Source organism: Rhodococcus sp. BP22 (assembly GCF_014281965.1).
In the GTDB taxonomy this organism is placed as follows: Bacteria; Actinomycetota; Actinomycetes; order Mycobacteriales; family Mycobacteriaceae; genus Rhodococcoides.
In genome coordinates this window covers 151,557-167,145 of the sequence record NZ_JACFTB010000006.1, presented here as the reverse complement: position 1 = coordinate 167,145, position 15,589 = coordinate 151,557, and the positions used below count along the sequence as shown (strand labels likewise).

At 58.8% G+C, this 15,589-nt stretch carries 12 protein-coding genes and 1 tRNA gene; 2 read left to right on the top strand and 11 right to left on the bottom strand.

What is annotated here, in order from left to right; genetic code table 11:
* The first annotated feature begins 95 nt into the window (after nt 1-95).
* A tRNA-Leu gene (locus H2510_RS14615) sits at nt 96-169 on the top strand.
* Here the strand turns inward: H2510_RS14615 and H2510_RS14610 are convergent.
* Complete coding sequence (locus tag H2510_RS14610; RefSeq protein WP_397517365.1) at nt 139-444, bottom strand: tyrosine-type recombinase/integrase; 306 nt, start codon at nt 442-444, stop codon at nt 139-141. The two genes, H2510_RS14615 and H2510_RS14610, sit on opposite strands and share 31 nt — an antisense overlap.
* 7 nt (nt 445-451) lie before the next feature.
* Here H2510_RS14610 and H2510_RS21225 point away from each other — a divergent pair, with 7 nt between their 5' ends.
* On the top strand, nt 452-1,219 hold the full coding sequence (locus H2510_RS21225) for a hypothetical protein (RefSeq protein WP_222438754.1): 768 nt from the start codon (nt 452-454) through the stop codon (nt 1,217-1,219).
* Between the two features lie 526 nt (nt 1,220-1,745).
* Here H2510_RS21225 and H2510_RS14605 read toward each other — a convergent pair.
* From H2510_RS14605 to H2510_RS14560, 10 genes are all read right to left on the bottom strand, one after another.
* Entirely contained in the window at nt 1,746-2,834 is a 1,089-nt protein-coding gene (locus tag H2510_RS14605) for a 5-methylcytosine restriction system specificity protein McrC (protein WP_186629027.1), read from the bottom strand.
* The gene (locus H2510_RS14600) at nt 2,831-4,594 is read right to left on the bottom strand and encodes an McrB family protein (RefSeq protein ID WP_186629026.1); all 1,764 of its coding nucleotides are present in this window, start codon (nt 4,592-4,594) and stop codon (nt 2,831-2,833) included. Before H2510_RS14600 ends, H2510_RS14605 begins: the two co-directional genes overlap by 4 nt.
* Nucleotides 4,595-5,003: 409 nt before the next feature.
* A complete protein-coding gene (locus tag H2510_RS14595) occupies nt 5,004-5,339 on the bottom strand; it encodes a hypothetical protein (RefSeq protein WP_186629025.1) in 336 nt (111 codons plus the stop codon).
* A 1,463-nt stretch (nt 5,340-6,802) separates the two neighbouring features.
* Nucleotides 6,803-7,879, bottom strand: coding sequence for a PD-(D/E)XK nuclease family protein (locus tag H2510_RS14590; protein ID WP_186629024.1), 1,077 nt, complete (start codon nt 7,877-7,879; stop codon nt 6,803-6,805).
* A 95-nt stretch (nt 7,880-7,974) separates the two neighbouring features.
* Entirely contained in the window at nt 7,975-8,772 is a 798-nt protein-coding gene (locus H2510_RS14585; RefSeq protein ID WP_186629023.1) for a DUF732 domain-containing protein, read from the bottom strand.
* 359 nt (nt 8,773-9,131) lie between these two features.
* On the bottom strand, nt 9,132-10,256 hold the full coding sequence (locus H2510_RS14580; protein WP_186629022.1) for a hypothetical protein: 1,125 nt from the start codon (nt 10,254-10,256) through the stop codon (nt 9,132-9,134).
* 405 nt (nt 10,257-10,661) lie between these two features.
* Nucleotides 10,662-11,225, bottom strand: coding sequence for a DUF6642 family protein (locus H2510_RS14575; RefSeq protein WP_315901389.1), 564 nt, complete (start codon nt 11,223-11,225; stop codon nt 10,662-10,664).
* 1,372 nt (nt 11,226-12,597) lie between these two features.
* On the bottom strand, nt 12,598-13,347 hold the full coding sequence (locus H2510_RS14570; RefSeq protein ID WP_315901382.1) for a hypothetical protein: 750 nt from the start codon (nt 13,345-13,347) through the stop codon (nt 12,598-12,600).
* Nucleotides 13,348-13,959: 612 nt separating this feature from the next.
* The gene (locus H2510_RS14565) at nt 13,960-14,175 is read right to left on the bottom strand and encodes a hypothetical protein (protein ID WP_186629020.1); all 216 of its coding nucleotides are present in this window, start codon (nt 14,173-14,175) and stop codon (nt 13,960-13,962) included.
* A gap of 232 nt (nt 14,176-14,407) precedes the next feature.
* Nucleotides 14,408-15,445: a site-specific integrase gene (locus tag H2510_RS14560; protein ID WP_186629019.1), complete on the bottom strand. Its 1,038-nt coding sequence runs from the start codon at nt 15,443-15,445 to the stop codon at nt 14,408-14,410.
* Between the last annotated feature and the right edge of the window lie 144 nt (nt 15,446-15,589).

Here is a 15,589-nt window from a genome sequence, read left to right as displayed (position 1 = left end):
TCAGCTGCGAAGAGAATCCGTAATTCTGGCGCCGGTGATTCCAGGATGGATACTGCCTTATAAGATGATCGACGCGGACCTGCACGTCCGCGGTGGCCCCTATAGCCCAATTGGCAGAGGCAACGGACTTAAAATCCGTCAAGTGTCGGTTCGAGTCCGACTGGGGGCACCGTCTAAGTCCAGGTCAGAGTTCTGGGATTCGCTCAAGTGACTCTTTCCGTCCGACCCAGTCCGCAGAGAGTCCGCAGCGGGCATGACGAACTCTCTTCCGGCACGGTCGAGTGCATCGGCGACGCTGTCGAGGTCATCTGCGTAGAGGTGCCCGTAGAGATCGAACGTCAGGGTCGCGGATTTGTGTCCGAGCATCCGCTGGACGACCTTGACATTCGCGCCGGACTGGATCGCGAGCGACGCCGCTGTGTGCCGGAGTTCGTGAGGGATCAAGTCGGAGATGCCGATTGCCTTAGCTGCTTTGTCGAAGCTCCACCGATACTCACCGAGAGGTAGATACCCACCCTTTCGGCTAGGAAGCTTTGAGGATCTTTTTGACCTTGCGCTGGCGCTGCACGACGCGTGGGGAATGTTCGACTTCCCCGAGATGGTGATGGAGAAACGTCATTGGGTCGAGCTGTTCGGAAGAACTGGTTACATCAGTAATGGGCATCGATCGTTACGCCCCACTGAGGGTATGACGCTGTACCGAGGCTGTGTGGAGTCTCAGAAGTTTGGCATGTCATGGACGAGCATCAAGGAAAAAGCGGAGCGGTTCGCGCCGAGCCCGTTCAACGGATGTCATTGCGAACAGGTGTTCTCGGCTTCAGTCGAGCCCGAACGCCTCTACGCATATCTGAACGACAGCGGTGAGGATACGTACGTGATCGAAACGGAGGGGCTGGCGATCGAGAGGGTGGCGTGTGACTCGTTGTATCACGACCAGCTGAACCTGTTCGACTCGCAGGTGGTACAGGTGACTGGCCAGTCAAAGGTGCGGTCTGAAGACTCATTCCGGGCGGCGCCGAGGATGTCATCAGCTGAGAAACCAACGGCGAAGACAGCAGTGAAACGTGAGACTCCTCGAAGGAGTCCACGAAAAGGTGTCGCGGCGGTCGTCGGCACCCGGCGCGCGGCTCGAAAGTCCGAGACCCCGTCGCCGAAGAAGAAGACAGGTGGTCGGCCCGGCTCCAGCCCGCGCGGCCGTTCAATCAAGGACATGGGGTAGGGGCAATGTTGATACCCGAACGATCTGTCTATAGATACAGCAAAGCCGGCTGCACGGTCTGCGCAGCGCAGAGAGTAGCCGACGCTGTAGGTGAGTATGGCGTTCGCTACGTCGTCACCGCCACCGAGCTCTATGGCGGCGAACCAAGATGACTTGCGGCGCTACCGCTATGGGTTGCTCTGTGTCGGAGACTGGCAGTTTGCTGTCAGCTCTCCAATCATTCTGAGGCGCTGAGAATGTCGATGTCGGCCAGCCCGGTCGTCCACCACACTGGCCGACATCGACAACTGCCAACCGGTCTGTCAGGCTTTCAGCGACTCCGGGGTCGTCCAAGCTCCTGGCACGAAGCTGCAGGATCGGTTCGATGTTCCGCATTTCCGAGCACTCCGCCGGATCCACCTCCCAGCTTCGAGCTGGTCAGTAATGCCAGCGCGGCGTGCCGCTGTTCGCGAAATCTTAAATCCAGCACTTTGTCCATGGACTCAGTCCTCCGATTGGGGGACAGCGTCGACGCGATTGTGTTCTGTCAGTCCACGCATCGCAGCCACTGCTCACGAATTTCGGTTGGAGTGCCGGAGAGATCGATGGACAGTACTCTCACACGGTGCGACTGGATCTCCACCTCGCTCTCCACCGGTGACTGTCCTTCGGTGAGCGCGAATAGAAGGACTCCTTCGGCGCTGTCCGCGGCTGGATCGCCTGAGCCTGTCTGCGACATCAGATACGCGTACAGCTGAAACATGTAGTCGCGGTTGATCTTGATGGTTCCGGATCTGTTCAGGCCGACTGCGTTAGTGAACTTAGACTCCACCACGATCCGCCGACCGGTCGCGCGGTGTTCGAGGACGCTGTCCGTCTCCATACGTTGGAGGAGATCAAGGGAGCCAGAATCCCCAGCGGCTTTCCACTTGAGGGTCGGGCTCGACACTCTCCACCCGACGGAGTACAGGCTGTAGGAGAAGAATCCGTGGACAGCGTTCTCGAAGAGTTTCCTCAACCGGTCGTTGTCGTCGGCGATCATCGGCAGCAGCCGGTTGCCGGCAGAGTGAACGGGCAGCGCCATGTCGTGGACCAGTTTCGCGGCGTCCAGCATTCGCCGATCTGCGGCGTCGTGGTGGCTGAGCCGGTCGCGGGACATCTCCGATCGTGTCGGGGCACGGTCGGTTACTCCGAGCCGTTCCATTCGGAAAGCCGCGGTCCGGCAACGTGATGCGAGTGGCTTCGACACCACGGTTCGGCTTGCCCAGCGCAACGCCCGGCAGACGTACTGATTTCGCACCGTGTCTGCCGTGAGTTCCTCGAACCGGCAAGCAACCTGGCCTCTCTCCATCAGCCGCGCGGAGCTCGTTCGTAGATGGTCAATCCTCCCTCTCACCCGGGTGAGGTCATCGGCGCGTGCCCGATAGCTCAGAGTGAGGTTGTGGCGGAGTCGACGTTCGACCTCGCCCACGAGTACCTCCGTGATCGCATCGGCGAGGTCCGCGTCCCGAGCCCCTGCGAGAAGTGCCTCGCGCTCGTCACTCCGGAGGTCCTTGAGCATGTCGGATGCATAGATCAACAGCAGCCAGAGGCTCCTCACGGGGATCCGCGTCTTGCCCTGCCCGACGGTGATCATGCGAGGAGAGCCGAGACCGCCGCGTCTGCGGTGTCAGAGCTGTCGAACCAGTACTCGGCGAGGAGTGGCGCGATCTCGCTCTCCACCACTCCTCGGAACCATTCGACGCCGTTCGATTCCGTCTCGGCAGGTGTGAGGAAACTGTGCCCGATCTGGAACGCGGTCCCCAGCGCTGAATCGTCGGAGATCTGTGCGTTCAATGATCCGATCTTGGTCTTGATGTTGGTCACGAGATCAGGGTTGTTCGGGAGGCGCTTATTCAACAGATCCGCCCACTGCGCGGTGAAGGCGGGTTCGAGGGTCTCGAAGCAGAACCGTCGGCGGAGTGCGAAGTCGACCAGCGCCAACGACCGATCGGCGATGTTCATAGTCCCGATGATGAACAGGTTCTCTGGGAGGTAGTACTGCTCTGTCTCTGAACCCGGATAAGCGAGAGTGAGAGCGTCTTTCGGGCTCCGTTTCGTGCTCTCGATCAGAGTCAACACCCCACCGAATGCCTGGGCGGGGTTGCCTCGGTTGATCTCCTCTATCACGATCACATGTGGGATGTCCGGCTGGAGCCGAGCCTGTTCCGCGTGTCGGAGGAGCGGACCGTCGTTGAGCACTAGTTGGCCAGCACCGTCGGAGCCGGCGGTCGGTCGCCAGCCTCGGACGAAGTCCTCGTAAGACGTGTTCGGGTGGAACTGGACGGCCCGAACCGCTTCCGGGCTGGCGGAACCGATCAGCGCGTAGGCGAGCCGCTTCGCCAGCCACGTCTTCCCAGTACCGGGCGCACCTTGAAGAACCAGGTTCTTCTTCTTCTCCCACCGCTTCAGGATCTGCTGGAGACGGTCTGCAGGGTGGAACGCGCCGTCCGAGACGATGTCTGCGACAGAGTATGGCTTCGCCTCGGGGACGTCGTCTTCTTCGATTTCTTCCTCTGCTGTCCCCTCGGTGGTAGCGCCGCTCTTCGCGTCCTTTTTCACCTTCGGATTCCAGCGAGCTCTCCATGGTTCTTTGTAATAGTCCACAGCACCGCCGTTCTCGGCGACAACGGCGTCATCGATCGCGCGAAGATCAGCGTCGAGGTCGTCGCTCGCACCACTCGGAAGGTAGTCCGGCGCAAGCTTGTCGCGGAGCAACTGTCGCTGGTCGCTGCTGACAATCGGGAGGAAGTACTCGGGGTGGAACATGTACATGAGCGCGTGCCGCTGGGCGGGTTCGCGGTGGCCAGGTGAGTCGAGGACGAGTCGCCTCATCATTTCGGGCTTGTTCGCCGCTTCTCTCCGGGTTTCTACAGGCCGTGACTTGAAGTACTCGGCGAAATCCACCAGAAATGAGAGTTGCGCCCAACGTCTGCTGCTGGACGCTCTGCCGCCATTGAAGACGCCGCCGCTGAACGCATCAGCGATGGCCGCGGGAAGTTCGACTGGTTGGTGGAGTCCATCGAGTACTCCGTTGATATAGCCGAGCTTGGTCTTCTGCTTGAAGTTGTCGAGGGGGAGCACGTTCAGGATATAGAGCTCGGCGAACAGTTGTCGGGCGGGATCCGAGGTGTTCGACAGCTGGCCGACTAACTTCTCACCGAAGGTTCCAGCTGACATGTCTGGTGCGTCGACGTAGTCGCGGTGGAGTTCCTCCAAGTTCTTCAAGGTCCACACTCCGCGATCGGGTGTCAGGATAGAGCCGTCCTCGATCAGACATTGCTGGAGGATTTGAGCGGCGGTCTTCTCGACCAAGATTGATCCGGCCCTGGCGAGTGTGGGACTGGTTCGAGTCATCACCACAGTGTGCCAACTAAGCGGCGTCCAGGCATGAAACTCGGCTTTATCGTGGCGAAAGGACCAGCCGCGAACATTCTGGGAGAAACGCGACTGAGTGCGTCCCTCTGCGGTTGAGGTCCGCACCTGCGTCGAGATAGTCGCGATCGAGTATCGCTGCAGCTTCCGTCGTTCGGGGCGTCACGAATGGCGTCCAGCTGGCATGTCTAACGAAGATCTTTGTCGGGATAAACCTCAGGATTGTGCCAGGGGCCCTACGCGATGTGTCCGGTTCTGTCGTCCGCGACCTCGTCCGTGTATGTCTTGTCGAGCGGTGAAGTCTCGTACACCGACTCAGCTGGTTCTGAAGCGACTGGTGGTCGCCGAGATGTTTCGCAGTCAACTTCTCTGTCGTCATCGGATTTGCTTATCACGATTGCTCTGAGTCACTGCCCAAAGATGTAGAGAGAACTCTCACGCACTCAGGATTCGCCGCGTTACATTCTCGTACGGCATTTCGGATCCATCTTCCGCCATCAAGGTGAGGAAGAATATCTGCGCGGCGTCCCATCGCCTCAATTACGGCGACGATCGACCGGCGATCTTCTACTGACACCCGGATCCGGCACAGCCGGCTGATCAGTCGGCTGATGACTTGCTCGGTGGTGATCACCGGGAAGACGATCTCGGACAGCGAATACTCGATCCCAGCAAACTTCTTCGTCTCGTAAATCTCAGATGCGGTGGAGTGGCGGTCATTGATCACCGAGATGTGAGTGACATTGTCCCGGAGCGTGTATGCGTATGCGAGGATCTGTGGACTGCTCAGCTGGCAGAGCCCGTGCTGACTTGTTGTCCTGATTGGTATCTGGAGATGGGGACAGTCACAGCTTGCGAGGGTGTGGGGCGCGCTGCAATTCGGAGTCAGTCCAGCCACCCAGATCGGCAGTTCTGAGATCGGGCTGTCGAGAAGGTGGGAGTCAGCGTAGGTGCGAGGGTCGTACATCTCTGGGTTCCCAGCGGATGCAGTCGGATTCGCACCGACCGGCTTGTGCTCGGTCGCGGCGCGCGGTTCTCTACAGGTCTTGCAGATCACGAGGAAGTCGACGGAGTCACCGGTTGAGATCAGGTAGAGGTCATCGCCACAATGGGAGCAGAACGGTGACGCACCTGTGAAACCGTGGATGATCGCACCCCGCAGCGCAATATTCGGTGATGTTCCGAGCGCTCCCACCGCTGAGTTGAGACTTCCTTCGAGAAACTTGATCGGGACTCCGTGTTTAGCGCAGATCCAGCGACTCCTAATCATGGCTGGATCGGGAGAAATGTCTGTTCCCATGGTGAGCCTCGCTCTCATCCCGGTGGATAATTTTGAGACTACGACTCACCACTGACAAGTGTGCTGGAATGGCCGGATCGAGGTTCTGACGAAAGTCAGCCCGTCGCTGTTCGCGTTGCGAGCATCAGGTTGATCGCGCCTTCGGTGAGTGCATCGCGGTTCAGCCGGGACGCCGGATTGGGCCCCTCTGTATTCGGAGGTCCACCAGTACAGCGCCTCCCACGGATCGTCTCCGGCGCGCAGCTTCCGGTTTGCATGCGCCGCGACCGGGCAGACCAACTGCTGTTCGGTGTCGAACTGGAAACTTGGGTAAAGGTGCCCGCCGTTGTGAGGGGGGAGCGATCAGGTCGCCGGAGAGTCGGGCTTTCGTGATGGTGCGAGTCTCACGCCGCATCTTCTTCCCGATCGTGGAGATAGCCTCTCCTAGAGTCAGAGTCAGAGTCAGAGTCGTTATCGCCGAGATGAGATCCGGTCTCTGAAGAAGAGTTCACACTTGTCCGGGAACATCTGCGGCTAGGTCGAGCAATTCGTATGCTCCAATACTGCTCGGCTTGCTGTCCGTCGTCATCGGCACGCAGTTCGTCGGCATCTCGCAAGACCCAGCAACTCTTCGCCGACTGTCGGACTCGCATCGGATTGTCCAAACACATTGTGCCCCTGATCTAGTCGCGTACGATCGTATATACCTTCGAGTCGACCAGGAGTCAGACCGGCTCCGCGTGCCGGCTAGTCACTGTCGGGATTCGGGCCAGTCCGAGGTGTGCGGGGGCATCCATTGGCTCCAGCTCGACGCCTTCCCAAATTGACCTTTATCCCTTGCATTGTGAAAGCTTTCCTCTCGGGCTCCATCTATGGGTCTAACCGGTTGTGGTAGCCCATTGTCCCCTACGTCAGGTCTCCGATTGAGTTCCCGGAACCGTGCCATCGAGGTAGCGAATCAGGGCAATGCAGATCTCGGCCAGTTCGCTGTAAGTGGTGTTTTCGGTGACCGAGCTGTACTTGTAGAGAAAGTTAGGCTGGAAGACCAACCAGTTCCGCTTGCCACCGTACGGAGTGAGAGCCACTGTGAGAGCTCGTAATTCATCATTGTCGAAGATCTTCGCACCGATGGCGTCCGCGGCGGCCTCGCGCTCATTGACCTTGCCCCGCCACTGCTCGGGGGAGTCGACGTCGAGCTGTATCGCGAGGCGCAGCTTCCCTGCCTGGTACTGCCATCCAACAGCGTGGCCGTCCGATGTGGTCACGAAATAGCCAGCAATCGCATGGGTGTTAGTCAGCCCGAGTCCGATCTCCTTCTGGCCGACTTCGAGTTGAATCATCCTGGAGAGCGCGCTGATCCTGTACTTCTCGACGAGCGACAGTACCCGTCCTTCTTGGTACCGTGTCCGTGTTGCTTTATCGAGCAGGACCGGTTGGTCTGAGGAGGTGCGTGACTCGATATCGGCCCGGAACCGAAGGAGGAGTCGGAGCAGGCCCACATACTCGTCAAGCAGAGCTGCGCCGAAGACACTCGCTGGCCGAAGTGCAGCGGATGTGTCCTCGATCGGGCCGATAAGCTGTTGGTAACCGATATGGGTCCACGGTTCAGGCATCGTGAAGAGCGGCTCGATGATCGACAGCAGCACAAACTTGGCCGTCCCCGACTGGTATGGCAGAGGCAGATCGGCTCGATACCGTTCGAGCTGCGCGATGTCAGGAAATGCGTGGAGTTTGTTCTCAAGGACGACCTGGCCGACCCCATTGTCAACGAATAGATCGAAGTGTTGCCACTCCCTCGATACGGAAGTCGTACGCTCAGGTGCCGTCGACAGGCCGAACAGCTTAAGGACTGGAGCAGCTGCGGTGGGGTGTTCCTTGATCAGCCAGTACAGCATGTTGGTGTGGAACAGCTCTTGGCCGGCTGTGGAGAGCTGGTAGAGCGGGTGCGCAGCGAGGGCGTCGAGCGGGTCCAGACTGTCGGAATGCACTTGAGCTCCTTCTTCAATGGTTCAGCGGAGGCTATCCGAAGTGTTCTCGCAGACATGTGCTGAGGATGTCAGTTGGTATCTCTACGGGTATGGGCTCAATTGCCCGGCAAAAATGAATTGAGGTCTCTCTCGACACTTGAGTAGAACGACGGGCACAGTGTTGAAGTCGCTGCTCCGAGGTAGCTGCCGATCTCGTCTGGCTGATACTCCGCGTTCTGCATCTGGACCACTACTGACCGCGTTGAGTCTCCCCGTTCCAGCGAACTGCAGAGCACTCTGCCGATCTTCAGCTTGTCGGAACCTTCGATGAAGATGTCGATATCTGTAACCCGGGAGAGGAATTCGGCGTTCGCATTCGACGACGACGACGGCTGTCTGGTTGCGGGCGTCTCAACTGGAGCGGGCGGTGTGGGTGAAGTGGTCGTCACTGCGGCTGTGCTTGTCGATTCGATAACGGAGTCGGCGAGGTCTGCGGTCGAGCTATCAGGCCCATCGACAACGAGAAAGCCCACTGTGACGGCGACTGCGACAACGGCGATGGCTAACCCGGCGACTAATCCCTTCCGTGCCTTTGCCGCGCGCGGCAACTTAGCTGTCACTTTGGCGATGGACGTCGGCTCGCCATGTTCAACTGACGTCCCCGAGAGATCCGACAGAAGTGAGGCGGCGGTTGCCGCGGAGCCCTGACGCTTGAACTTGAGCTGGTGGCCGTTGAGTGCGAGCGTGCGCTTCCGGAGATTCAGCTCCCTGATCCCGGAGTTCAAGATGACCGCGTAGGTGGTCTGAGATGGGAGCATGGTGGCTGGATCGACGTAGTAGATCAACACACGCTGATCGGTCAGAATGAGTGCGAGACGCCCTTTTTGGGCGTGCTTGGTGAGGGCTATAGCCACGAGGGGCTCACTCTGCCAGTAGCTCTCCACCGTCGACTGCCAGATGGCTGCTCTCTTCTCAGACAGACCTAAAGCGGTGGGAGTCATAATATTCCGATCTCAACAGAAGCTGGAGCGATCCCAATTGCTTGAGAACCGGCAGGATGCCACTGATCTATCTGAGCATTCGATCGCCGTGTTACAGCGAGGACCGCAGCTTCACTCGACCATCGGCTATCCCTACGACTCCAACTCGGTTTGCTCCTCCGCGAACTAGATCGTCCAGAGACATCGCCGCGGTGCCTGCCACCTCTCTCCACCAGCACCCAGTAGCCATCAGCACCCAGTAGCCATCAGGCTGGACTTCCCAGATGTGCCGTTCACCATGCCTGTTCATGGTCGCAACGCGGATCATCCATCGCCTCTAGGTCTGGCTCGGGTCGGGCCTCAGGTTCGGTCGATTGCAGACGCGTTTCGATAGCGTGAGTTTTCTCCCGGGGCGCGAGCGCGACGAGCGTGTGCAAATCTCGGTTCAACGCCTCGACGAGCTCATTCACGGCCCCTGCCATCGCCTGCGCGTTCTCCGTCAGATGCTGGATCTGAGCAGTGGCGAACTCATCCCCGACGGTGTTCTGGAAGAGCTCCAAAAGGTCGTCATCGATCGACAGAGCTCGCTTCGCGGTCGCCGCGTTGGCGAGCTCCTGGTCCAGCGCAACCAGGTGGCGGTGATAGCTGTCGAGTGCAGTAATCCGCTCGATCAGATTGTCTCGCACCAGATCGAGCGGGCGGAGTGCGATCTCATACGCTTCGCCCGCCATCAACGCTGTGGTGGTGCTGCCCTCTGGAGCCACGCCTAGCTTCTGGTAGGCGAGAAGCAGCTTGATCGCGTGCTGGATGAATTGGCGTTCGTCCGCGGACGGACTGAACATGCCGCGATGTGTGTCGAGGTACGCCGTCCGCCATGATTCAGTGTTTACGATAGCCTTTTTGAGGATCGTCGCGAGTTTCACCATGTAAAGCAACTGGTCTTCGCGGCTGCGACGTTGGAGTGCGTTCTTGCTGGTCTTCTCCCCTGCGCTGTCGGGAAGTCTGGGGAGGTCGAGGCTCTTCGTACCGGATCGCATTGCGCTGAAGTCATCACGCGTGAACTCGCGCTGGTTATGTTCGGCCAGGCGACGTTGCGCGTTTGGGTGGTCTTTGATTGCAGAAATGACCAGGATTATTGCTAGTGCAGACCCGAGGACAAGTCCAGCGGTACCGTTGAAGATTACGCCGGTCACACCGCCGATCACGCCGGACATTCCGAGGAACGCGACAATCATGCCTACAATATCGGCGTCTGGCGCTTTCTCGACCTGCGGCGTCGTCGCACGCGAAGTAATCATTGGGACCGGAAGGCCACGATTCTTCCTGTACGCAATCCGTTCTTGGGTCTTCTCCGGAAGCTCAGTAGCATCAAGGTAGTAGAGCGTTCCGCCCTCGATGCTGTAATCGATGATTCGCACCGGTTCAGTATCCACGACTCGAGACCCGCAGATTACGTCAGCGCTGCGGCATCATGGCTGACGCTGACCCTCGATGGGCCGAGAGATGCGAAGTGAACCCTCAAGGTATTTATGATTGAGCGGTAGTACGCCCGGTCTTGCACTTTTAGCCTCAGCGTTGCTGAGCTCTGAACCGCCCGCCTCCTGATGAGCCTTTCTCGGGTTCCTGGAATCCGACGTAGAACGCCATCAATCCGGCCAGGAAGGCGATCACACCGATCACCGCGAAGAAACCACGACTGCGAACCACCGTTCATTTGAATCGGGTCGAGCTAAATGCAATCAGCAGATCGTAGGCGCGGATTGCGACAGTCTTCGCTCGGGTTGACATTGAGCCAGCTGAGATACCTACAGATCGAGACGGTGTCAACGAACGCGTTCTGAGGTCCATGTTGCGTGAGACATTCTGAAACCCAGCCGCTTTGCGAGGTCGGGGTAGATCCGAAACATTCGGTCGTACGAGGACTTCAGTTTCACAGCGTGGATCACGTCCGGGATCAGCAGCAGTTCGAATGCGGAGGACTCCAGCCATTCGATGTCCTTGGTGTAGCCCGTGATCGCTCTGACTCCGGTCGATCGGCAGAACGTCTGGAGCTCCTCGTCCGTTGCGGCCATAACCCGGCACGACCCAAAGTGGAGGATCTTGCCCTGCGCTCGTCCCCCGATCAGCGTTCCGAGGTCAACGAGTGAAAGTTCATCACCTTCGAAGTGAAGAGTCCGCGCGGTGCCATGGAAGCAGAGGTAGGCGAGCGAGAAGTCTTGGTGGCGCTTCTCAAACCACCGGTCCAGGTACAGTTCCAGCTCTCCGACGGTGTTCGCACTCCGCCTGATCAGTCGGATGTACTCGCCGCGTTCGAGCGCCTGCAGGGTCGGCTCCACGCTCTGCTTGCTCTCCATCGAGACCTCCCAGTCGCTCTCTATACAGAACACGCCAGGTAGTCGTCTCTTCGCCACCCGTCCACGATGACACAGCGGGACGAGATGTGACTCGAAGCTGGGCCGACGGCGAGACTTCCAGGAACCGATACTCGGTCGGGGAGCCGCCGAGGTTGCATCGCCTTCTGATCGACGTGACGGAACAATCCGACTTTCGTAGAGAACGAGCGCTTCTTACTCGAAAACTGCGTCAGCGGGCACGCCGGCTACTAGCAAAGGCCCTACAGATTAGAGGTCGTCGCGAAGTTCGTCGAGGATCCACTCGGAGGCCACGCCGTGAGGCAGCTTGGTGGTCGGCGCTGTGAAGTTCCCGGAGCTAGTAGCGGGCCAAATTCCTCGCCGCGCGACCATCGCGTCTCAGTCGGTGGCCTTCTGATCGACGTATAGCACTACTCGCCACCGAGGTGCACCGTAATCTGAGACAACGAGCTCGGTGCTTGAATCGACTGAGCGCAAGAAGGTTCGGAGGCGTCAGCGAAGTCGTCGATCCCAACAGTCACCTCGCGTCGCTGCTGTCCCATGTGACGAGCGTATCGAGTCAGCACTGTCACCGAAAGAGGTTCTGTCGGGTCGGCCCCGAAAGAGTTCGTTACCAAAGCGCTCACCCCTGGGGCACGGTGTCCGCGGTGACAATCACCGCGCGTATGGAACACTCCTCCAATGTCATCGTGGTTTGCGGCGAGCGTCCCGATCATCCTTGCGATAGTTGCGATCGTGTCTCCCTTCGCGGCGGCGAGGCTTCGTGCGAGGGATGCGCGAGAGCGATTGAAGGCTGACGTCGAACTTCTTGCACTTCTCGAACCAGGTTCTGTCGCCCACGCTTCCCTCAGGGACGGGGTAGACCGGCAAGCCGTGATGTTAACTCTGGCGCTACCGGACTACATGTCGCCGACCCATTGGAATGCAAGGCGGACAGTCGCGAATTGGTGTGCTGTCTACGGCTTCCTATTAGCAATGGGGGCTCCCGCATACCAAGCTCTGAAAGGGAAGAATCTGGAATTTGGGTGGCAGCTGGGACCGTACTGCATCGGGATGGCCAGCCTTGTTCTCGGAATTTACTTCCGACGGTTGGCCGTGCGCGGTCTGTTTGTCGATGTTGAGTCACGATTGGAAAAATTCCGAGCCGATGCGTAACACTCCTGGGCACCTTTGCCGGACGGAGTAAAACTCGATGGCGATAGGTGCGCAGACTTTGATGTATACGGCTGCGTCCTTTCTGCCAGACTGATATCTGAGCCTCCCCACCATCACCAATAGTGGACGCTGGACCACACTTGCCATGGGTGGCGAGACGCTTGGATCATTCGCTCACCCAGATAGTCCCTTCATCTGCGTACGCGGTCCCGAGGTCAACCGCGAACACTAACTATTTGGCACTAGGCAGGTAGTCCTCGATGTAGCGGCCGACCACCGAGCGAGTCCAGCGGAGCCACGTAAGGCGATCGCCATGCGCAAGCGGCAGGCTTTCCCCATGGCGCCGCGCTGTGGCGAGGCGGGTCAGTGGTTCCATCTCCGACTGCGTGGTTCCCAGTGCCGCATGCATCCGCGCCCACGAGGGAGCGGGCTTGGCGCCATCTTCTGGATCGACGAACTCATGACGGATACATTCGATTGCGCGGTAGCAATAGAAGGCAGTATCAGTGGTGAGACGTAGAGCCATCCGCATGTCCGCGAGTGCGTGTCGGACATTGGCGTTCCCCTGTACCGCAGCCAGATACCTGCCGAACAGTTGCGGTTCAACCCGGCCGTTCTCCACTCTGGCGAATGCAGGCAGAGCCATCAGCCCGCCGACGATCGCACTGCCGTCCGCCCGACCCGTCGTCATTTCTATCTCAAGGGAGGCCGCGATGACGAAGCCGAGTGAGTCAATCACAGCCCGGACCACAGCCTCGACCTCGTACCAGATCGGGTTCAGCCAAGTCCCGTCCTGCTCCTCATCGTGACCCAGTTGGTGACCGTCAGTAAAGTTGACCCGGACGTTGAATGCTGAGTCACGGAAGTACACCTCGATCAGCCGGCCACTCTCCTGGATCACAACAGGACGGTCGATGTGCCAGGATCCGGCCTGAGGATGGATCAGCCCGGTGAAGAAGATGTCATGTTGATACTCGGTCACAATGGAACTCCTCGAACATGATTGGGCAAGCAGCGATGGCTGACAGGACGCTGGATAGCCAGTCTATGTCTGCTGCCCGACTGATCTGAAAGCTCTCACTTTCTTTTTTGTCCTGGTCCAGTCACCGTGTCAAGATCGATAGGTCATCGTCCTGCGCATCTTCACTATCTCAAAATTTGATATCCCGCCTCGAGCGATTCGCAAGATTGTGATCGCAGACTATCGATCACAGAAAAAGTTCGTGCAGTCTCGATGGCGCCAGACATCCTCGAAGAACCCTCTCGCCGACCTGCGTCGCAGACCACCAGCGCGTAGCGACGTCTCGATCTCCTGGGCGCGAAGCGACTAATAGAAGGAGAGGCGGAATCTGATAAGGGATAGGCTTATCGGACCCTCGCTGTGGTTCGCAGAGTGGGCCTCTATCTGCCTATCTTCTCCTAACCATCACTCACACCAACCATAAATCAAGGAGAAGGAAGGGAGATAGAAGTAAGAGGGGCTACTCGTATCCCGCTCAATCCATGAGAGGTTAACCTTGAGAACCACTGTGGTAGAACAGAGTTCAATTCCAGAAACGGTATGCACCTCCGTAGTCGGCAGCCTGTTCCTCGCTCAGATCACCGCGATGTACATCCAGAGGAGGAAGACTGCGATGATCACGATCATGAGGAGTCGGCCGGACTGACTTTCGAAGAAACCTGCACGCCGGAGTGCTTCCGCGTCGGCTCTCTCCCTCATCTTCCAGTCTGCGTCGGTCGTCGGGTTGGTGTATCGCTCGGACAGTCTGAAGTCCGCTGCGGTTCTTGGGTTCTTGATTCTACGGTACAAATCTGCAGACTCTCGGCTGTTGTCCCATGAAGATGTCTGTCCCATTTCTGCTGTCTCACTTTCAGTTCTGAGTCTGGCTTGGGTAGTGACGGGGTGCTTGATACTGGACTGACCGGTCGCGCCCGCGATGACGTCTGGTCGGATGCGGCCTTCATCGTGGAGAGCCGTCCTCTTCTGATACCGACGAGGAGCTGTCGTGTCGGCGGACTCCTTGGCCTGCACTCCGCCCCGCTCACACCATGTACCTGGTCGCGTTCTGGCTCAGAGATGATCCCGATTGGATGTATCTGTCCACCATCTCGTAGGAGGAATGCCGGGTCTGCTGTTTGATCAGTCGGGCGGGAACATCGAGTGCTGCTGCTGCCGTTGCGAATCCAGAACGGAGTGAGTGCGCGGAGTACCGACTCGGATCAGTCCCGGCTTTTGCGAGTGACTGCTTGAGTATTGTCGTCACAGTGTGAGTGGTCAGCCGGCTGGACTGACCGACTCCGTTTCCCCACAGATTGGTGAAGAGCGGCCCATCTCCGCTCCCTCGTGTCTGGATCCAACGCTGCAGAGCGCGGACAGGACAGCTCCTTCTGTCGCCGGAGTAGTTCACACAGACCTGCTGGCCGCGGCCCTTCCGGTCGGTCTTCGAGGACCGAATCTGGATTGTCATCCCCTCGTCACGGTCGAGGAAGGACCCCTCAGAAAAGGTGATGTCCTCCAGGTCCAGCCCGACAATCTCGGAGGAGCGGAGCGCCCCGTAGTAGCCGACCTGGAGCATCGCTCTGTTCCTGATCCCGTGGTGAGTGTCCGGGATCGCCTCGAGTACGGCGAGGAGTCTGGCTCTGGACAGTGCAACCGGTGAGTCAACCCCGGACTTCTGTTGGACTGCAATGTATGTGAGAGTGGCGGCAACCAGATCCGGTCCAGCCTCGCCGCCCCCCGGCCATCGTTGTCCGGCCCGACGGTGAGCATCGCGTATCCCGGCGATCCTCCTCGCGAGTGTCGACTGCTTCAGCAGCGAAACTGGAGGGAGTCTGTCCCCGTGAGGATCTCCGAAGTAGAGCAGGTATGCGATGACCGTCGGCTCCGTCGCGGGCAGCTCGGCGACGCCCCGCTGCGAACACCAGTTTCGGAAGTGGCGGAGGTCCGAGTCGTATGCGCGCGCTGTGTGAGTGGAACGGGTCGCCTGTCTGAGCTGGTCTGCGAAGAGTTCCCGATACTCGTCGCTGCTCCATTCGACGGCGGGAGCGCCTCGGCAGGGGAGTAGTTCGTGAGAATCCAATCCATTCTCCCAACTGTGAATATTCGATAATTAGACTTATCGTAGATTATCCGGGAGTATCTCAAACCTCCAGTGCGACAGTTGTTTATCGGAAAATCGACCTGAATTACCGAGTCGCGCCGCGCAGAAAACAGCCTGAATCAC

Bases quoted from the DNA above. Each gene is read 5' to 3' on its own strand.
- H2510_RS21225 (WP_222438754.1), top strand. From the start codon at position 452: ATGCCGATTGCCTTAGCTGCTTTGTCGAAGCTCCACCGATACTCACCG.
- H2510_RS14600 (WP_186629026.1), bottom strand. From the start codon at position 4,594: ATGACTCGAACCAGTCCCACACTCGCCAGGGCCGGATCAATCTTGGTC.
- H2510_RS14605 (WP_186629027.1), bottom strand. From the start codon at position 2,834: ATGATCACCGTCGGGCAGGGCAAGACGCGGATCCCCGTGAGGAGCCTC.